Source organism: Bradyrhizobium sp. USDA 4504, from assembly GCF_054063995.1.
The window spans coordinates 1,273,424-1,291,386 of sequence record NZ_JBSSGV010000001.1; the positions used below are offsets into that span (position 1 = coordinate 1,273,424).

The 17,963-nt window shown below is 65.7% G+C and carries 18 protein-coding genes; 11 read left to right on the forward strand and 7 right to left on the reverse strand.

Going from position 1 to position 17,963, the window contains the following annotated elements; all coding sequences use genetic code 11:
- Positions 1–22 precede the first annotated feature (22 nt).
- From ACVMB1_RS05475 to ACVMB1_RS05515, 9 genes are all read left to right on the forward strand, one after another.
- Positions 23–946, forward strand: coding sequence for a branched-chain amino acid ABC transporter permease (locus tag ACVMB1_RS05475; protein WP_028338731.1), 924 nt, complete (start codon positions 23–25; stop codon positions 944–946).
- Positions 939–1,859, forward strand: coding sequence for a branched-chain amino acid ABC transporter permease (locus tag ACVMB1_RS05480; RefSeq protein ID WP_141339458.1), 921 nt, complete (start codon positions 939–941; stop codon positions 1,857–1,859). The genes ACVMB1_RS05475 and ACVMB1_RS05480 overlap by 8 nt, the downstream gene beginning before the upstream one ends.
- A complete protein-coding gene (locus ACVMB1_RS05485) occupies positions 1,849–2,577 on the forward strand; it encodes an ABC transporter ATP-binding protein (RefSeq protein WP_141339460.1) in 729 nt (242 codons plus the stop codon). The genes ACVMB1_RS05480 and ACVMB1_RS05485 overlap by 11 nt, the downstream gene beginning before the upstream one ends.
- Positions 2,567–3,286 carry an ABC transporter ATP-binding protein gene (locus ACVMB1_RS05490; protein ID WP_057015727.1) on the forward strand — a complete coding sequence of 240 codons (720 nt, stop codon included), beginning with the start codon at positions 2,567–2,569 and terminating at the stop codon, positions 3,284–3,286. Before ACVMB1_RS05485 ends, ACVMB1_RS05490 begins: the two co-directional genes overlap by 11 nt.
- Before the next feature lie 92 nt (positions 3,287–3,378).
- The gene (locus tag ACVMB1_RS05495) at positions 3,379–4,728 is read left to right on the forward strand and encodes an amidase (RefSeq protein ID WP_141339462.1); all 1,350 of its coding nucleotides are present in this window, start codon (positions 3,379–3,381) and stop codon (positions 4,726–4,728) included.
- Complete coding sequence (locus ACVMB1_RS05500) at positions 4,721–5,407, forward strand: DUF2848 domain-containing protein (protein WP_141339464.1); 687 nt, start codon at positions 4,721–4,723, stop codon at positions 5,405–5,407. Before ACVMB1_RS05495 ends, ACVMB1_RS05500 begins: the two co-directional genes overlap by 8 nt.
- Before the next feature lie 255 nt (positions 5,408–5,662).
- A complete protein-coding gene (locus tag ACVMB1_RS05505) occupies positions 5,663–6,406 on the forward strand; it encodes a 2OG-Fe(II) oxygenase (protein ID WP_141339466.1) in 744 nt (247 codons plus the stop codon).
- Positions 6,407–6,419: 13 nt separating this feature from the next.
- Positions 6,420–7,073: a DNA oxidative demethylase AlkB gene (alkB, locus tag ACVMB1_RS05510; RefSeq protein WP_057015725.1), complete on the forward strand. Its 654-nt coding sequence runs from the start codon at positions 6,420–6,422 to the stop codon at positions 7,071–7,073.
- Between the two features lie 26 nt (positions 7,074–7,099).
- Positions 7,100–8,314 carry an MFS transporter gene (locus ACVMB1_RS05515; protein WP_141339468.1) on the forward strand — a complete coding sequence of 405 codons (1,215 nt, stop codon included), beginning with the start codon at positions 7,100–7,102 and terminating at the stop codon, positions 8,312–8,314.
- A 90-nt stretch (positions 8,315–8,404) separates the two neighbouring features.
- On the opposite strand, the gene ACVMB1_RS05520 is transcribed toward ACVMB1_RS05515, so the two are convergent.
- From ACVMB1_RS05520 to hpaH, 6 genes are all read right to left on the reverse strand, one after another.
- Positions 8,405–10,033 carry a thiamine pyrophosphate-dependent enzyme gene (locus tag ACVMB1_RS05520; RefSeq protein ID WP_141339470.1) on the reverse strand — a complete coding sequence of 543 codons (1,629 nt, stop codon included), beginning with the start codon at positions 10,031–10,033 and terminating at the stop codon, positions 8,405–8,407.
- A 25-nt stretch (positions 10,034–10,058) separates the two neighbouring features.
- Entirely contained in the window at positions 10,059–10,931 is an 873-nt protein-coding gene (locus tag ACVMB1_RS05525; protein WP_141339472.1) for a fumarylacetoacetate hydrolase family protein, read from the reverse strand.
- Between the two features lie 64 nt (positions 10,932–10,995).
- Entirely contained in the window at positions 10,996–11,979 is a 984-nt protein-coding gene (gene hpaD, locus ACVMB1_RS05530) for a 3,4-dihydroxyphenylacetate 2,3-dioxygenase (protein WP_141339475.1), read from the reverse strand.
- A gap of 108 nt (positions 11,980–12,087) precedes the next feature.
- Positions 12,088–13,632, reverse strand: a complete 1,545-nt coding sequence (gene hpaE / locus ACVMB1_RS05535) for a 5-carboxymethyl-2-hydroxymuconate semialdehyde dehydrogenase (protein WP_057015720.1) — start codon at positions 13,630–13,632, stop codon at positions 12,088–12,090.
- The gene (locus tag ACVMB1_RS05540) at positions 13,625–14,023 is read right to left on the reverse strand and encodes a 5-carboxymethyl-2-hydroxymuconate Delta-isomerase (protein ID WP_076832987.1); all 399 of its coding nucleotides are present in this window, start codon (positions 14,021–14,023) and stop codon (positions 13,625–13,627) included. The genes hpaE and ACVMB1_RS05540 overlap by 8 nt, the downstream gene beginning before the upstream one ends.
- 21 nt (positions 14,024–14,044) lie before the next feature.
- Positions 14,045–14,851, reverse strand: coding sequence for a 2-oxo-hept-4-ene-1,7-dioate hydratase (gene hpaH / locus ACVMB1_RS05545; RefSeq protein ID WP_141339477.1), 807 nt, complete (start codon positions 14,849–14,851; stop codon positions 14,045–14,047).
- Positions 14,852–14,961: 110 nt separating this feature from the next.
- Between hpaH and hpaR the strand changes: the two genes are divergently transcribed.
- Positions 14,962–15,495, forward strand: coding sequence for a homoprotocatechuate degradation operon regulator HpaR (gene hpaR / locus ACVMB1_RS05550; protein WP_057015717.1), 534 nt, complete (start codon positions 14,962–14,964; stop codon positions 15,493–15,495).
- Between the two features lie 25 nt (positions 15,496–15,520).
- Here the strand turns inward: hpaR and ACVMB1_RS05555 are convergent, their stop codons facing one another.
- A complete protein-coding gene (locus ACVMB1_RS05555) occupies positions 15,521–16,516 on the reverse strand; it encodes a GntR family transcriptional regulator (RefSeq protein WP_092083321.1) in 996 nt (331 codons plus the stop codon).
- A gap of 289 nt (positions 16,517–16,805) precedes the next feature.
- On the opposite strand from ACVMB1_RS05555, the gene ACVMB1_RS05560 reads away from it, so the two are divergent.
- Positions 16,806–17,951, forward strand: a complete 1,146-nt coding sequence (locus ACVMB1_RS05560) for an ABC transporter substrate-binding protein (RefSeq protein WP_092083322.1) — start codon at positions 16,806–16,808, stop codon at positions 17,949–17,951.
- The last annotated feature ends 12 nt before the right edge of the window (positions 17,952–17,963 follow it).

The following is a 17,963-nucleotide window of genomic DNA, read 5'->3' on the forward strand; positions in this document are numbered from 1 at the left end:
ACCGTCGGCGGCGAGCGGTAGCATGACCTATGCGCTCGTTGCCGGCGTGCTGTTCGGGCTGTATTTCAGCCTGGTCGGCATCGGTCTCAATCTCGTGTTCGGCGTCATGCGCATCGTCAACCTTGCGCATGGCGACATCCTGATGCTGGGCGCCTTCATCGCGCTCGGCGTGGTCGGCATCGCCGGCATCGACCCGCTGTTCGCGGTGCCCCTGGCCTTCGTAGTGTTCGTGCTGGTGGGCGTGCTGCTATACTGGGTGCTGGTGCCGCGGCTGCAGGGCTCGGCCAATCCGGAAATGCTGTCGATCATCCTGTTCTTCGGCCTGTCGCAGGTGATCGAGGCCGTCACCACGATCTTCGCCGGCACCAGCGAGCGCTCGATCCAGAGCCGGCTGCTCGGCACCGTCTTCACGACCATCAAGGTGAAATGGTTCGGCGGCAAGGCGGGCGGCGCAGGGCCGATCCAGATCTTCGGCCAGGGCTTTCCCGCGCCGTGGGTGATCGCGGCCATCACCAGTCTGATCGCGATCGCGCTGGTCTACCTCTATCTCTACCACACAAGGCTCGGTACCCTGACCCGCGCGGTGATGTCACGGCGCGACGAGGCCTTGGCGACCGGCATCGACGTCGATCGCGTCTCGGCGGCGGCGTTCGGCATCGGGCTCGGCATCGCGGCGGTCGCCGGCGTGTTCGCGCCCTTCATGTTCGGCTCGGTGACGCCGGCGTTCGGCGCCGACGCGACCGTGACGTCGTTTGCGATCGTCGTGCTGGGTTCGCTCGGCAATCCGCTCGGCACCGCGCTCGGCGGTGTCGTCTACGGTCTCTGCTACATGCTGGTGCAGACCTATCTCAGTTCCTGGGCCGACTTGCTGCCCTATGTGTTGTTGATCGTGATCCTGTTGTTGCGTCCGAGCGGTCTGCTCGGAAGGCGGGTGCGCGTTGCATAACGCCTCGAAACACCTGCTGTTCATCCTGGCGCCGCTGGTGGTGGTGTTCGCACTGCTGCCCGGCGTGTATCAAAACCATCTGCTGCTGTTCAACTTCGTGATCTTCCTGATCCTCGCGCAAGGCGTGAACATCATCTATGGCTTCACCGGCTATCTGCCGTTCGGCTATGTCGGCTTCTTCGGCGCCGGCGCCTATGGCTTCGCCATCATGGTGATGCATCTGGATACACCGGCGCCGCTGGCGGTGCTGGTCGGCGGCGTCGTGGCGGTGGCGCTCGGCCTGTTGCTGACACCGCTGCTGCGGCTGTCGGGTGCGTATTTCGCGATCGCCAATCTCGCGGCCTCGCTCGCGGTGCTGCACTTCGTCGCCAACCCGGCGCTGGAGGGGATCACCAAGGGTCCCTACGGCGTGTCGCTCACCGGCACGTTCAACCCGACCCATGCGTACTATGCCGCGGTCGTCGTGATGGCGCTGACGGTCGGTGCGGTGGTCTATCTGAAGAACTCGCCGTTCGGGCTGGCGCTGCAGGCCGTGCGCGAGGATGCGGTGTCGGCCTCGATGGCCGGCGTCAATATCGTGAAGATGCGGGTGATTGCCTGGCTCGCCTCGGCGCTGGTCGCCGGCCTCGCCGGCGGCATCTATGCCTGGTACGTCTCGGTGTTCTATCCGGACAACGTGTTCTCCGGCGAGTTCAGCATCTTCGCGATCGTGTTCGCGCTGTTCGGCGGCGTTGCCACCATCACCGGACCGATCGTCGGCGTGCTGATTCTCTACGGCATCTACAATCTGATCGGCTTCACCACGCCGCAATATTTCCAGCTGATCTATGGTCTCCTGATCATGGGCCTGGTGCTGTTCCTGCCCTCTGGACTGGTGTCGCTGGCAACCCGCAGGGGGTGGCATGTCCCCTGAGAAAACCCCGATCCTCAAGGTCTCGAAGCTGGTGAAGCGCTTTGGCGGCTTCCACGCGCTCGATGGCCTCAGCTTCCACGTCGTGCCCGGCGAGATCCTCGGGCTGGTCGGCCCGAACGGCTCCGGCAAGACCACGGCGATCAATGTGATCTCCGGTCTCTATGCGCCAGACGGCGGCGAGGTCGTGTTCGACAGCGTGTCCGCCGGCGGCGTCGCCTCGCACAAGCTCGTTCACCGCGGCATCAACCGCACCTTCCAGGTACCGAAGCCGTTCCTGTCGCTCACGGTACGCGAGAACATCCAGGTGGCGCTGGCCTATGGCGGCGCAACCGGTGCGCCGTCGATTGCCGAACTGCTCGAGGATTTCAGGCTGAAGGAGGTCGCCGACCGTCCGGCCGCCGATCTCAACAGCGCGCAGCAGAAGATGCTCGATCTGACCCGTGCGCTCGCCACGCGGCCGCGGCTGCTGCTGCTCGACGAACTCGCGGCCGGCCTCAACCCGGCGGAGCTCGACTGGATCGCCGGCCGCATCAAGGCCTTGGCCGCAACCGGCATGGCGATCATCGTGGTCGAGCATCTGATGGGCTTCATCGAGCAGATCACCGACCGCGTCATCGTGCTCAATGCGGGCAAGGAGATCTTCGAGGGCACGCTGGCGACCGCGGTACGCGAGCCGCAGGTGATCGAGGTATTTTTGGGAGGCGAGCATGCCCACTGATGCGGTGTCGCTTCTGGACACGAGGGGCGTCGATGCCGGCTACGGCACCATGCAGGTGCTGTGGGGCGTCGATCTCGACGTCCGCCCCGGCGAGACCGTGCTGCTGCTCGGCGCCAACGGCGCGGGCAAGACCACGTTCCTGAAGTCGCTGGTCGGCCTGATCGAGGCCCGCAGCGGCCACATCAAGCTCGGCGGCGAGGACATCACCAGGATGCGCTCGTCGGATCGCATGAAGCGCGGCATGACCTACATGTCGGAGCTTGCGGTGTTTCCCGACCTGTCGATCGAGGAAAATATCCGCGTCGGCGCGCAGGCGCTGGGCCATGCCAATCCGGGGGCGCGGGTCGACGAACTGTACGGCCTGTTCCCGGTGCTGCGCGACAAGCGCCGCGATCCCGCGTCCAGCCTGTCCGGCGGTCAGCGAAAGATGCTCGGCATCGCCAAGGCGCTGTCGGCCGAGCCGAAGCTGCTGGTGATGGACGAGCCCTCGGCCGGGCTGTCGCCGCTGTTCGTCAAGGAGGTGCTGCGCGCCTTGTCGAGCCTGCAGGGCCGCGGACTGGCACTCTTGATCGCGGAGCAAAATATCGGTTTTCTCGAGATTGCCACCCGCGTATTCGTGCTGGAAGGCGGGCGGATCCGCTTCTCCGGCACGGTTGCCGAGATGAGCGGCAATGAAGAGCTGCACCGCGCCTATTTCGGGCTGAAGTGATGCGAGGTGAGGCGCCGGCGGGCTGGAAATCGGCTTCGGTTCGCGCGACAATCAACTGCAAGCCATGAAGTGCAAGCCGTGAAGTGAAAGCCATGCCCAAGAATCCGACACTCGCCTCCCTGGCCGCCGATCTCGCCGGCGGCGCGACCTCTGCCCGCAAGCTCGTCGAGCAGTGCATCGCCAAAATCGCTGATCCCTCAGGCGAGGGCCAACGCACCTTCATCCATGTCGACCGCGACGCCGCGCTGGAGGCCGCCGACGCCATGGACCGGCTGCGCAAGGCCAATGCCGCGCCGTCGCCATTTGCCGGCATTCCGGTTTCGATCAAGGACCTGTTCGACATCAAGGGGCAGGTGACGCGGGCGGGCTCGCGCGCGCTGGAGGATTCCGCGCCGGCGGATGCCGATGCACCTGTCGTGGCGCGGCTCAAGCGCGCCGGCTTCATCGTGATCGGCCGCACCAACATGACCGAGTTCGCCTATTCCGGCATCGGCATCAATCCGCATTACGGCACGCCGAAGAGCGCCTGGAACCGGAGCGCCGGCCACGTGCCGGGCGGCTCGTCCTCGGGGGCGGCGGTCTCGATCGCGGACGGCATGGCGTTCGGCGCGCTCGGTACCGATACCGGCGGCTCCTGCCGGATTCCCGCCGCCTTCAACGGCATCGTCGGCTACAAGCCGACGCAAAGTCGGATTCCGCTCGATGGCGGCGTGCCGCTGTCGTTCACGCTCGACAGCTACGGCCCGCTGGCCAATTCGGTGGCCTGCTGCGCCGCGCTCGACGCGGTGCTGGCGGATCAGCCGGTGACGCCGGTCTCGCCGCGCCCGGTGAAAGGCATGCGGCTCGCGGTGCCGACCACGGTCGCTCTCGACGACCTCGACGAGGCCGTCGCGAAAACCTTCGAGCGCGCGCTCGCGGCGTTGTCGCGCGCAGGCGCCTTGATCGAGCGGATCGAGGTGCCCGAATTGCTCGATGTCGGCGTCATGAACGCCAAGGGCGGCTTTGCCGCCGCCGAAAGCTATGCCTGGCATCGCTTCCTGCTGGCCAGCAAGGGCGACATCTACGATCCGCGCGTCGCCGTGCGCATCCAGCGCGGCGAGGGCTTTCCGGCCGCCGACTATATCGATCTGCTCAACGCACGCCGCTCCTTCATCGCCCGTACCGAGAAGCGGATCGCGCCCTATGATGCGATGGTGCTGCCGACCACGGCGAACCTGCCGCCTACGATCGCCAGCCTCGCCGACGACAAGGCGTTCGCCACCGAGAATTTGCGCGCGTTGCGCAATTGCACGCTGATCAATGTGCTCGACGGCTGCGCGATCTCGCTGCCCGCGCATCACGAGGGCGAGGCGCCGGTCGGCCTGATGCTCGCCGCCGCGGGCGGTTCGGATCGGCGCATTTTCGAGCTCGCTGCCGGAATGGAGACCGTGATCCGTGTTTGATCTCACCTTCAATGTCGACGACAAGGGCGTCGCCACTCCGCTCACACTGGAAATCAGGCAGGCCGTGATCGCCGGCTGGACCGGCCGCGATCCGGTGGCGCGCGACAAGCACATCGCCGAGCTCGAGGCGCTCGGCATCGCGCGGCCCGCGACCACGCCGATCTACTACCGCTGCTCGGCGCGCCGGCTCACCTTCGCCGATGCCATCGAAGTCTGCGGAGAGGACTCGAGCGGCGAGGTCGAGTTCGTGCTGATCGGCTGGCAGGGCCGCATTTTCGTCGGCTGCGGCTCCGACCACACCGACCGCAAGGTCGAGAGCTACAGCGTCACCGTGTCGAAGCAGATGTGCGACAAGCCGATGGCATCGGAGCTGTGGGAACTCGAGGACGTCATCGGCCACTGGGACCAGTTGGTGCTGCGCTCGTGGGCGGTGATCGGCGGCCAGCGCGTGCTCTACCAGGAAGGCACGCTCGATCACATGCTGCCGGTGAGGGACCTGATCGCGCGCGGCTTCGACCAAGGTGCGCTGCCCGACGGCTGCGCCATGTTCGGCGGCACCTTCGCGGCCAAGGGCGGCATCCGCCCGGCCAGCCGGTTCGAGTTCGAGCTGGAAGACCCGGTGCTGAAGCGGAAGATCAGCCACGGCTACGATGTGGTGACGCTGCCGGTGAGGGGCTGATTGCTCGCCGCGTTGTTGTTGTGAGGGAGATGACCGACGCTTTCTCCACGTGCGTCGTCCCGGCGAAAGCCGGGATCCATAACCACAGAGTGTTGTGGTTGGCAGGCTGTGGCCCCACCGATCTCAACAACTGACGACGGTGGTTATGGGTCCCGGCTTTCGCCGGGACGACACCGTAATTGTGGTGACGTTCTCTGCATCTTTCGACCGGAAATCGGGTGGCGCGGGCCGCAATCAGGGGCCAGATTCCGTCCCATGACAGCAACAGCCAAAACCATTACCCGCCCATCCACCGGCATCCCGGCCCGCGTCGACGGGCTCGACTGGGACCAGATCAAGACCGACCTCGACGATCAGGGATGCGCCGTCCTCAACGGCCTGCTGACGCCTGAGGAATGCGATGACATCGCCGCGCTGTATCCCGACGACAGCCAGTTCCGCAGCCGGATCGTGATGGGCCGTCACGGCTTCGGCCGCGGCGAGTACAAGTATTTCTCCTATCCGCTGCCGGACCTGATCGCGGAGCTGCGGCCGGCGCTCTATACGCGGCTGACCGCGACAGCCAATCGCTGGAACGAGACGATGGGGATCGATATCCGATATCCTCCGTCGCATGCGGCGTTCCTGAAGCGTTGCCATGACGCCGGACAGACGCGGCCGACGCCGCTGCTGCTGCAATATGGCGAGGGCGACTACAACTGCCTGCACCAGGATCTCTATGGCGAGCACGTGTTCCCGATCCAGGTCGCGATCCTGCTGTCGCAGCCCGGGCGCGATTTTACGGGTGGCGAATTCGTGCTGACCGAGCAGCGGCCGCGGATGCAGTCGCGGCCCGAGGTGGTGCCGCTCACCAAGGGCGATGCGGTGGCCTTTGCCGTGCATCATCGACCGGTGCAGGGGACGCGCGGACCGTATCGTGTCAATCTGCGCCATGGCGTCAGCAGGATTCGCTCCGGCCATCGCCACACCGTTGGTGTGATCTTCCACGACGCGAAGTGAGTGCGAGAGAGGCGTGGCCACCGATCTGTTCGAGACCATTGGCGATGCCCGGCCATCGCGCGAGACGATCGCGGATGGCGCGGTGCTGTTGCGCGGCTTTGTCCGGCCGTTCGAGGCCGAGCTGATCCCGGCCTTGCGTGCCATCGTCAAGCAGGCGCCGTTCCGGCATCTGATCACGCCGGGCGGCCACCGCATGTCGGTCGCGATGACCAATTGCGGCAGCGTCGGCTGGGTCTCCGATCCCAGCGGCTATCGCTATGATCCGATCGATCCCGTCTCGGGACAACCCTGGCCTGAAATGCCGGAGGTGTTGCGCAGGCTCGCCGCCGACGCCGCTGATGAAGCCGGCTTCAACGGCTTCGCGCCTGAGGCCTGCCTGATCAATCGCTACGTCCCCGGCGCAAAACTGTCGCTGCATCAGGACAAGGACGAGCTCGACTACCGCGCACCGATCGTGTCGATCTCGCTCGGGCTGCCGGCGATCTTCCTGTTCGGCGGCCTGCAGCGCAGCGACACGCCGCGCCGCTATCGACTCGAACATGGCGACGTTGCGGTGTGGGGCGGCTCGTCACGGCTATTTTATCACGGCGTGGCACCGCTCGCAGATGGCGAGCACAGCGTGCTCGGCCGCCAGCGCATCAATTTGACCTTCCGCAAGGTGCGCTGAACCGCCGGGTGGTCTAGACTTGGCGGATGACCACCAAGGCCGACCGCGCCGTCAACCGTACCGGCGTCTATCTCGCCGTGCTGCAGCTCGTCTTCACGCTGGGCTGGACCACTTATCTGATCTATCTGCCGAAGCTGTGCGCCGATGTCGGCATCGCGCCGTCGACCGTGATCCTGATCCTGATGATGGATCAAGGCATCTTCACCGTCACCGACACGGCGATGGGCATGGCCGCCGACAGGATCTCGAGCCTGGTCGGCCGCCTTGGCTTGTTTGTCGGTATCCTTGCCGCGATCTCCTGCGCCGCCTTCGTCGCATTGCCTTACGTCGCCGGCACCGGGCCGGGCGCGAGGGTCTGGCTGATCGTGCTGATCGTGATCTGGGGCGTGACGTCGTCGGCCTTGCGGGCGCCGCCGCTGACGCTGCTCGGCAAGTATCGCGCGCAACCCTCGGTGCCATTCCTCGCGGCGCTGGCGATGCTGGGTTATGGCATCGCGGGCGCGGTCTCGCCCTATCTTGGCGTCGTGCTGCGCAACCAGGATGCACGGCTGCCGTTCGTGCTGTCAGGCGCGGTGCTGCTACTGACCGCGCTCGCCTTCTCAGGCGTCGAGCGCCGCATCGCGGCAGAGGCGCAGCCGGCGCGGCTGGCGCCCCCGGCGAAGCGGCTCGGGGCGGTGCCGATGTTCCTGATCGGATCGATGGTGCTGCTGTCGCTCGGCTACCAGCTGCACTTCAACATCAACAGCGCGCCGTTCTATTTGCGCTTTGCCAAGGCGGACGAGCTGCAATGGCTGATGCCGGTATTCTGGATCGGCTTCAACATCGCGATGTTTCCGGCAAGCATCGTCGTCAAGCATCGCGGCGGCCTGATCGTGATGGGCGCGGCGGGACTGCTCGGTGCCTTTGCGATCATCGCCGCCGAGATCGCCGGCAGTCTCAACGTCCTGATCGTGGCCCAATTCATGGCGGGGGCCGCTTGGGGCTGCATGCTGATGAGCGCGGTGTCCGCGGCGCTCGCGATCGGGGAGACCGGCGCGGAAGGCAAGGTCACCGGCCTCGTGTTCTCGGCGCTGGCGCTTGCGACCTTTGCGCGGATGGCGGCGGTCGCGGGCGGCCTGCAGAAGATGCCGGACTATGCGCCGCTGGTGCATTGGGCGCCGGTCGCCTGCTGGTCGGTCGCCGGCGCCGGCCTGCTCGTGATCGCCGCGTCACGGCTGCAACACGGGGTGAAGAGCGCTTAGCGTCGTCATTCCCGTGGCGCGAAACGAACCCGGAATCTCGAGATTCCGGGTTCGATGCTGCGCATCGCCCCGGAATGACGAGCGTTTGGCTTAGTTATTCCGCGCCGGATGGATGAGCGCCCAGGGCGAGACTTCCGAATCCGTCGGCACTTCCACCGAGATCACGTAAGGCCCGCCGTCGGCCAGCGCCTTCTCCAGCACGGGGCGGAAGTGATCCGGCGAGGTGACCCGCGCGGCGCCGACGCCGAAGGATTCTGCAAGCTTCACGAAATCCGGATTCACCAGGTCGGAGGCGACGACGCGGCCGTCGAAGCGCTCGCGCTGGTCGCGGCGGACATTGCCATAGGCGTTGTTGTTGAACACCAGCGTCACCACGGCGATCTTGAACTGCACGGCGGTGGCAAGCTCCTGCACGCCGAACATGAAGCCGCCGTCGCCGGTGATCGCGACCACCGGCTTGTCCGGATTGGCGACCTTGGCGCCAAGCGCGGTCGGGAAACCCGAGCCGAGCGTGCCCTGATAGCCCGAGGTGACGAAGGTCCGCGGCTCGTAGATCGGAAAGCCGTACCAGGAGGCGAAACCGACCTGCGACAGCTCGTCGGTGACAATGGCGCTCGCCGGCAGCACCTCGCGCAGGATCTTCAGATAGGCCATCTGCGGCCGGATGCGCTGGATCTCCTGCTCGGTCGCGGCCGTCGCCTCGCGGATCGCGGCGCGGCGGCCGGAGGTCCTGCGGTAGCCCACCTTGCGCACAGCGGCGGCGAGATCGGCGGTGCCGGCCTTGGCGTCCGCGATCACGCCGGCATCGGCCGGCCAGCGCCGCAGCTCGACCGGATCGATGTCGATGCGCACGCATTTCAGTCCGGCGGGCTGGTAGGGCCAGCGCGACATCGTCGGCAGCTCGAGGCGCGTGCCGATGCCGATCATCAGGTCGGTCTTCGGCCAGAGCTTGTAGGCCGAAGCCATGGTGAGCCCGAGTTCATGCGCGTTGGAGACGATGCCGCGGCCGCTGCGGAAGGCGACGACAGGCGCGTCGATCATCTCGGCCAATTCGAGGATCTCCTCGCGCGCCTCGATGGCGCCGCTGCCGACGAAGATCATCGGCGCCTTGCTGCCGGCGATCAGGTCGGCGGCCGCCTTGATGCGGTCCGCATCGGGCTGCGGCGCCGGCAACGGATCGAACGGCTTGACGGGCGCGACCTGGGTGCGCTGTGTGAACACGTCCCACGGCATCTCCAGCGAGGCCGGGCCGCGCCGGCCCGACAGCATCTCCTGGAACGCGCGCGACACCAGCGCGGGGGCGTTATCAGGGTATTCGATCCGGTCGGCCCATTTCACGAAGGTGCGCAGCGTCGCGAGCTGGTCCGGCATCTCGTGCAGATGGCCGCGGCCCTTGCCGAGGAACTGCGTCGGCACCTGACCGGTCAGGCACAGCACCGGCTCGTTGCAGCCGAATGCGGTGAGCAGCGCCGCCGAGGCGTTGAGCACGCCCGGGCCGGGCACCACGCTGAACACGCCGGGCTTGCCGCTGGAGCGCGCATAGCCGAACGCCATGTAGCCGCAGGCCTGCTCATGCCGGGCGCCGATCACCTTGAGCTGGGCCTGGTGGAAGGCATCGAACAGGCCATAGATCTGCGCGCCGGGCAGGCCGAACACGGTGTCGACGCCGTGGGCGACGAGGCCGTTGACGATCGCTTCGCCGCCGGATGTTGAGGTCATGGCACTGTCCACTTTGCTGGTGAGGTTAGGTGGCTTCGTCGACGACGCTGTTGCGCAGGATGCCGACGCCTTCGGCCTCGACCTCGACGACATCGCCGGGCTTCAGATAGCGCGGCGGATCGAACCGCGCACCTGCACCGGTCGGGGTGCCCGTGACGACGATGTCGCCGGGAACCAGCGTCGTGAAGGTCGAGATGTAGTTGATGAGGTAGCGGAAGCCGAAGATCAAGCGCGAGGTGCGGTCGTCCTGGCGGGTCTCGCCGTTCACCCGCGTGGTCAGACGGATATCGGCGATCTGCGCTTCACCGGTGTAGGGCACGATCCACGGGCCGAGGCTGCCGGTGGAATCGAAGTTCTTGCCCTGGGTGACGTTGAACTTGGCGTGCCGCACCCAGTCGCGGATGGTGCCTTCGTTGCAGAGCGTGATCGCGGCGATGTGATCGAGCGCGGCGCTCTCCGCAATGTGCCGGCCGGCCTTGCCGATCACCAGCACCAGCTCGCCCTCATAGTCGAGCTGCGGCGAGATGCGCGGCCGCACCACCGGCGTGTTGTGGCCGACGAAGGAGCGCGGCACCCGCAGGAACATGCTCGGGTATTTCGGCGCGTCCGAGCCGTCCTTGTATTCGGCATTGCGGTCCGGGTAGTTGACGCCGATGCAGATGATCTTTTCCGGCGCCGGGATCGGCGGCTGCCAGTCGACTGCGTCGAGCGCGTGGTCGGGCGCGCGCCTGGCGGCGTCCTCCACGAGCCTGCTCAGCGCGCCGGCGGCGATCGCCTCGCGCAGCGTCGGATAGTCCTTGGCGAAGCGCGACGAGAGGTCGACGATGCCGGTGTCGGTGACGACGCCATAGCTGGTGGCGCCGTTGAAGGAATAGGTGGCGAGGCGAGGAGAGGGCATTAGTAGTCCCATAATTGGTGTCGTCCCTGCGAAAGCAGGGACGACGTGAGGAGGAAGGCGCGCACTAGTCCGCGACCAGCACGTCGGCGACGAAGCGCGGCTCGCGCACCGCTTGGCCGGCGAAGGTCGAGCCTTCCTCGAACCAGGAGCGCGGCGCCGGCGCGCCCCACAGCGTCTGGCGGCGCGGATCGCGCAGCGACCAGCGCAGCGGCTCATGGTCGTGATCGCCGGTGAAATAATCGCTGGTGTAGAGCTCGATGCGGTGGCCGTCGGGATCGCGGATGTACAGGAAGAAGGCGTTGGAGATGCCGTGCCGGCCAGGGCCGCGCTCGATGTTCTTGAGGTAGCCGGAGGAGGCCATCACGTCGCAGAGATGCACGATGTTCATCGCGGTCGGTACCCAATAGGCGATGTGGTGCAGGCGGGGGCCACGGCCGTTGGTGATGGCGAAGTCGTGGACATTGCCCTTGCGGTGCATCCAGGCGGCTGCGATGCGGCCGTTGTCGCCGTCCTCCTCGGCATATTCGGTGAGGCGGAAGCCGAGCCGGGCGTAGAAATCGACGGTGTCCTGCACCTCGGCGGCGAACACGTTGAAATGGTCGAGCCGCTGCGGATGGCAGCCCTTGTAGAGATCGTAGCGCCGCAAGAGATGCGGGCGCTTCTCCATCGTGGCGTAAAGCTCGATCTGGAAGCCGAACGGATCGGTGAATTGCAGGGTGCGGCCCTGGAACGGCTGGTCGACGAAAGCGTAGGCGATGCCGTTCTCGGAGAATAAGGCGGCGGCCTTGTCGAGGTCGCCGTCGTTGCCGACCTTGAAGCCAAGCCGGTTGCAGGCCGCCTTCGGCGCCTTGCGCAGCACCACCGAGTGATGCTGGTGCTCCTCGCTGGCGCGCAGATACACCGACTTGTCGTCGCGGTCCTCGATGTGGAGGCCGACGGTCTTCTCGTAGAAGGCGGCGCTCTTGTCGAGGTCCGTGACGTCGAGCACGGCGTGGCTGCAGCGGATGATGTTGAACGGCGGATCGAAAACGTGCGTTGGAACGGGCATCGGCGTTTCCCCTCAATCTTGTTCGTCATTCCGGGGCTCGCGAAGCGAGAACCCGGAATCTCGAGGTTCCGGGTTCGATGCTGCGCATCGCCCCGGAACGACGGCTGGCTAAATTCCCAGTTTCTGAATCTTGTGCGTCCCGCGCGCGAGCGAGACGTGCTTGGTTTCCATGTAGAAGTCGAACGAGTAGTCGCCGCCGTCGCGGCCGATGCCTGACGACTTCATGCCGCCGAACGGGGTCGGCAGATGGCGGACGTTCTCCGAATTGAGCCAGATCATGCCGGCTTCCAGCGCATCCGCCACGCGCAGCGCGCGGCCCATGTCGCCGGTCCAGACATAGCCGGTCAGGCCGTACTGCACGCCGTTGGCGATCTCGATGGCGTCAGCTTCGTCCTTGAACGGGATCACGGTCAGGAACGGGCCGAACACCTCCTCCTGCGCGACGCGCATTTTTGCGTTCGCGCCGGTCACCAGCGTCGGCTGCACATAGTGGCCGCCGCCAGGACCGTCATGCGGCTTGCCGCCGACCGCGATCGTGGCGCCGTCCTTCTTGGCGACGTCGAAATAGCTACACACCTTGGCGAGATGCCGCTCATGGATCAGCGGCCCGATCTCGGTGGCGGGATCGAGGGGGTGGCCAACCTTGAGCGCCTTTACGCGTTGGGTCAGCTTCTCGATGAACTTGCCGGCGACGCTCTCCTGAACCAGCAGCCGGCTCGACGACGTGCAGCGCTCGCCATTGAGCGAGTAGATCATGAACACGACGGCATCGAGCGCGCGATCGAGATCGGCATCATCGAATACGATCACCGGGTTCTTGCCGCCGAGCTCGAAATGCACCCGCTTCAAGGTCGGCGCGCCCTGCGCCATGATCGCTGAGCCCGTCGCGCTCTCGCCGACGAAGCCGATCGCCTTGATGGCGGGGTGCTCGGTCAGCGCCTTGCCGGCCTCTTCGCCGAAACCATGCACGGTGTTGAGCACGCCGTCGGGGATGCCGGCCTGTTTTGCGAGTTTGACCAGCAGATCGGCGGTGACGGGCGACCATTCCGCCGGCTTGTGCACCACGGTGCAGCCGGCCGCGAGCGCCGGCGCGATCTTCCAGGTCGAGAGCATGAACGGCGTATTCCACGGCGTGATCACGCCGACCGGGCCGATCGGCACGCGGGTCGAGATGTTCCAGTGCTCGTCCGAAGGCGTGTTGAGACCGTCGCGGGCCTCGCCGCATTTGTCGGCGAAGAAGCGGAAATTCTCCGCAGCGCGGATCGCGGCCTTGGCCATGAAGCGGTGCGCCTGGCCGGTGTCGATGCATTCGAGCACGGCGATGTCGTCGGCGCGCGCTTCGATCGCATCGGCGACGCGATGCAGCAGCTTGCGGCGCTGCGCCGCCGGCATGTCGCGCCAGGCCTTGAAGGCCTTGGACGCCGCGGTTGCGGCACGGTCGATATCCTCGGCATTGCCGCGTGCGACCGTCGCCAGCACCGTGCCGTCGATCGGCGATCTCGTCTCGAAGGTCTGGCCGGAGGCCGCCGGCACGATCTTGCCGTCGATCACATGGCCGATGCCTTCGGCTTTCAAGCTTGCAAGCAGCGGGCCGGCGCGATCGCGGTTGGCCTGGAACACGTCGGCTGGCGATTTCGCTGTCGCTTTATCCATTGACCGTCTCCACCTTCAGTGCGTCGTGGATGTTGTTGCGTTTCCAGCTGGTTTCCTTGTCGTTGATCTGCATGTCGAACGACAACGCGAATTTGCTGTTGGCGAAGACCGGATCGAGATGAGCCGATAGCGCCTTGAAGATGTACTCGCCGGCCTTCTTGCGGGTGGCGAGATCGCGGCCTTCGCCGAGCCGCAGCACCATGTCGAGGAAACCGTAATTCTTGCGGCCGTCGGCGATCGCGTAGTGCTCGCATCTGACGGCACGGACGCGGATGCCGCCGAGCGGGAAGATGCCGGTCTCGACCGCGGCCTTGCGGACCAGTTCGACCGTCGCGCCCATGTCGACCAGATCGTCGAGATTGGCAGAGTATTCAAGCGTGAAATGCGGCATGCAGCGCTCCTGCTGAAGGCGTCAGGCGAAGTAGCAGCTTACGGAACCATACGGTCCGTAGTCGGCCTGGATGGTGTCGCCCTTGCGGGTCTCGATCGGACGGATGAAGGAGCCCGCCAGCACGACCTGGCCGGCTTCCAACGCCAGCCCGTTCGGCGCGATCTTGTTGGCGAGCCACGCCACCGCGGTCGCCGGATGATTCAACACGCCGGCGGCCAGGCCGGTTTCCTCGAGCTGGCCATTTCGGAAGCACAGCGCGCCGATCCAGCGCAGGTCGGCGTCCAGCGGGCGGATCGGCCGGCCGCCGAGCACGATGCCGGCATTGGCGGCGTTGTCGGCGATGGTGTCGAAGATCTTGCGGGTCGCCTTGGTCTCGGGATCGACGCGCTCGACCCTGGTATCCAGGATCTCCAGCGCCGGTACCACGAAATCGGTTGCGTTCAGCACATCGAACAGTGTGCAGTTCGGCCCGGTCAGGCGATGCTTCATCACGAAGGCAAGCTCGGCCTCGACGCGGGTGGCGATGAAGCGGTCGGTCGGGACCAGGCCGCCATCGGCGAAGAACATGTCGTCGAGCAGGATTCCGGAATCGGGCTCGTCGATATTGAGCGCGCTCTGCATCGCCTTCGAGGTCAGGCCGATCTTGTGGCCCTTGACGACGCGGCCCTGCGCCACCTTCATCTCGACCCAGGCCTTCTGAATCGCGTAGGCGTCTTCGAGGGTGATGCGGGGGTATTCCAGCGAGAGCTGGCGGATTTGCTTGCGGGTCTTTTCCGCGCCGTCGAGCCGTTCGGCGGCAGCGCGGATATCGTCCTTGGAGAGGGCCATGCGTGCTACACAAAAGTGGATGTCGGGAGATGATTAACATGTTAAGTGAATTCCCGCAAACTGAATCAAGGCATGTTGCAACGCAAAATTTCGTTGCGCAGGATTAGGTAATGGCGCGCAAAAATTCGAACGACATTCGGCCGGGGCAGGGCGAGGACGTGGCGGCGCGACGGACCCCGATGCGCGAGTTCTCGCGCTCGCTGCCGATGTCGCTGCTTCGCGCCCGCGAGGCGGTGATGCGGCAATTCCGTCCGTCGCTGCGCAATCACGGGTTGACCGAGCAGCAATGGCGGATCCTGCGCGCGCTCACCGCGGTCGACGAGATCGAGGTCACCGAACTCGCCCGCATGGCGTTTCTGCTCGGCCCGAGCCTGTCGCGAATCCTTCGCGATCTCGAGGGCCGCGCGTTGATCGAGCGCAAGGCAGCGGAGAACGACGCGCGGCGCGCGGTGGTTTCGATCTCCGCCAAGGGGTTGAAGCTGATCGAGGCGGTGGCGCCGACGTCGGAGACGATCTATGCCGAGATCACCCGGCGCTTCGGGGCGCGCAAGCTTGCCGAATTGCAGGAGATGCTGGGCGCGCTCGAAGCGAGCCTGGCCGGAATGGGCTCGTCCGATGACGCCGAGGTCGAGGCTGACGAGTAGCTTCGATCATGCGCGGCATTCGCGCTCAGGCCATGTAGGGCACGCGCGAAATCACGTTGATGGCGCGGAATTCGGCAATCCAGCCCGCGACCTTCGAGTGGGACCATTCGATATGGCGGCGCAAGATGGCTGCCGCCGCGTCGCCGTCACGCGTGCGCAAGGCCTCGATGATCACCAGATGCTCGTCCATGAAGGAATCGATCTGCGGCGCGGTCAGGGCGACCTGAATGTGCTTGCCGATCACGAAAGCGCAGTGGGTGCGCTTGAGGGCTTCGATCATCTCGCGATTGGCGCCGTAACCCAGGCAGCGGATATGGAGGTCGCCTTCGATCTCATCGAGTTCGCCGACGCCGACGCGGTCGCGGTGCTGGATCCCCTCGCGCAGCCGCTCCGCCATACGGTCGAGCAGGGCGGCAGGAATTGTCGCCGTCGCGGATTTGAGGAGCAGCGGCTCGAGCGTTGCGCGCACCTCGAAGATGTCGCGGAGGCGGTCCTCGTCCAACGGCACCACGTACCAGTGCGCCTTGGCGCCCTTCTCGAGGATGCCGATCGCCTGCGCGCGCAGCAGCAGGTTGCGCGCCACCGTGCGCCCCACCCGGAAATGCCGCGCCAATGCGAGCTCGCTGACGCGGAAGCGTCCGAACAGCGACCGGTAAATGATCTCACGTTCGAGCTTGTAGTAGAGCGTATCCCAGGCGTCGCTGCGCACGGCATCGACGGGGCCGTCGGTCAGCCCAAACATTTCCGGTGTGATCGGGACGCGCCGAGGGTCGACCTTGCGCTTGCCGGCGATGACGCCGCGACCGTCGAACCGCCGCACCAGGCCGATATGCTCGAGCTGTTCGAAAGCCTGCCGCACCGGAGAGCGGCTGGAGCCGAACAAGGTCGCGATCGCCGATTCGGAAAGAACCGTGCCAGGTGGCACGTCACCAGCGCGGATGTGCTTTGCCAATGCGCTCTTGATCAGCGCGTAGGCCGGCTGTTTTCGTCTGGTTTGCGATTTCGCTCGTGGAATCGACATGGGATGGCTGCCCGCTGGCCACACTATCACGTGATCGCGTCATGGTCGCTCGTAGCAGGCATTTACGCACCTCTGCCAGCGAACTTTTGACTATTGCGTGCAATGTGCAATCATGTTTAGCTGGGTCAAACGCCAGATTGATGGTCGCCGTTGCACGGCTTGCGCGCTGCAGCGGTGCTCACGTTTGCTCGTCGCGCCGTTTGATGGCTGCGGACGGGCCAACAGATCGACGCGTCAGCTCGTCTCAACGCAGCCGACAGCAAGTTCGGCGCATCACAGGGAGGATGGAATGAAACTGACGAGACGTGAGTTTTCCGCCAGCTTGGCGGCAGGTCTCGCCGCACCCGCGCTGATGCGCAGCGCTTGGGCGCAGGGTGCGACGATCAAGATCGGCATGTGCGTGCCGGTGACCGGACCCGCGGCGGAGCAGGGGCTGTGGGCCCAGAACGGCGCCAAGCTGGCGCTGGCCGCGGTCAACAAGGCCGGCGGCGTGCTCGGCAAGCAGGTCGAACTCGTCATCGAGGACGATCAGACCACCAATCCGGGCATCGTGCTGGCATTCTCCAAGCTCGCCGCGCAATCCGACATCGTCGCCTTCCTCGGCTCGATCCGCTCGACCCAGGTGCAGGCGATGGCGCCCGACGTGATCAAGGTCGGCAAGCCCGTGATGATCGGCGGCACCAATCCCGACCTCACCCATTCCGGCAATCCCTGGCTGTTCCGCTTCCGTCCGAACGACAATTATTCCGGCCGCGTGATCGCCGACTTCGGCGTCAATACGCTCGGAAAGAAGAAATGGGCGATCGTGCATTCGACCGACGCCTTCGGCACGGCGGGCGGCAAGGCGCTCTCGGAAGCGCTGACCAAGCTCGGCGCGCCACCGGTGCTCGACCAGGGCTATGCCAATCAGAGTCAGGACTTCACCCCGGTCGTACTGGCCGTGAAGCAGTCCGGCGCTGACGTGCTCGGCACCTACTTCACCTTCGAGAACGATCTCGGCATCTTTGCCCGGCAGCTGCGCCAGCTCGGCGTCAACATTCCCTGGGTCGGCTCGCCCTCGGTGGTGGCGGTCTCCTCGACCAAGCTCGCCGGCCCCGCGCTGTTCAACACCTACGGCGTCGCCGACTTCGCCGAGGATTCAAGCGATGCGGCGAAGGCGTTCGGCAAGGCCTATCGCGATGCCTACAAGACCGCGCCCGACAACCAGAGCGCCTGGCCGTACGATGCGATCACCATCCTGTCGGCGGCGATCAACAAGGCCGGCTCGACCGATCCGAACAAGATCCGCGACGCCATTCTCGCGACGCAGAAGTTCGCCGGCGCCGAGGGCGAGTACAATTTCGACAAGAACGGCGACGGTCTGCACGGCTACAATGTCGTGAAGAACGACAAGGGCAAGATCGTCTACGACAAGCATATCGACTTCAACGATTGATAGCGGTTCGGC

Excerpts from the sequence above, each read along its gene's own strand:
- hpaR (WP_057015717.1), top strand. The coding sequence starts at position 14,962 with ATGGCGCGCAAAAATTCGAACGACATTCGGCCGGGGCAGGGCGAGGAC.
- ACVMB1_RS05555 (WP_092083321.1), bottom strand. The coding sequence starts at position 16,516 with ATGTCGATTCCACGAGCGAAATCGCAAACCAGACGAAAACAGCCGGCC.
- ACVMB1_RS05495 (WP_141339462.1), top strand. The coding sequence starts at position 3,379 with ATGCCCAAGAATCCGACACTCGCCTCCCTGGCCGCCGATCTCGCCGGC.
- ACVMB1_RS05475 (WP_028338731.1), top strand. The coding sequence starts at position 23 with ATGACCTATGCGCTCGTTGCCGGCGTGCTGTTCGGGCTGTATTTCAGC.
- ACVMB1_RS05560 (WP_092083322.1), top strand. The coding sequence starts at position 16,806 with ATGAAACTGACGAGACGTGAGTTTTCCGCCAGCTTGGCGGCAGGTCTC.
- hpaH (WP_141339477.1), bottom strand. The coding sequence starts at position 14,851 with ATGGCCCTCTCCAAGGACGATATCCGCGCTGCCGCCGAACGGCTCGAC.
- ACVMB1_RS05505 (WP_141339466.1), top strand. The coding sequence starts at position 5,663 with ATGACAGCAACAGCCAAAACCATTACCCGCCCATCCACCGGCATCCCG.
- hpaD (WP_141339475.1), bottom strand. The coding sequence starts at position 11,979 with ATGCCCGTTCCAACGCACGTTTTCGATCCGCCGTTCAACATCATCCGC.
- ACVMB1_RS05515 (WP_141339468.1), top strand. The coding sequence starts at position 7,100 with ATGACCACCAAGGCCGACCGCGCCGTCAACCGTACCGGCGTCTATCTC.
- ACVMB1_RS05540 (WP_076832987.1), bottom strand. The coding sequence starts at position 14,023 with ATGCCGCATTTCACGCTTGAATACTCTGCCAATCTCGACGATCTGGTC.
- ACVMB1_RS05520 (WP_141339470.1), bottom strand. The coding sequence starts at position 10,033 with ATGACCTCAACATCCGGCGGCGAAGCGATCGTCAACGGCCTCGTCGCC.
- ACVMB1_RS05485 (WP_141339460.1), top strand. The coding sequence starts at position 1,849 with ATGTCCCCTGAGAAAACCCCGATCCTCAAGGTCTCGAAGCTGGTGAAG.
- ACVMB1_RS05525 (WP_141339472.1), bottom strand. The coding sequence starts at position 10,931 with ATGCCCTCTCCTCGCCTCGCCACCTATTCCTTCAACGGCGCCACCAGC.
- ACVMB1_RS05490 (WP_057015727.1), top strand. The coding sequence starts at position 2,567 with ATGCCCACTGATGCGGTGTCGCTTCTGGACACGAGGGGCGTCGATGCC.
- hpaE (WP_057015720.1), bottom strand. The coding sequence starts at position 13,632 with ATGGATAAAGCGACAGCGAAATCGCCAGCCGACGTGTTCCAGGCCAAC.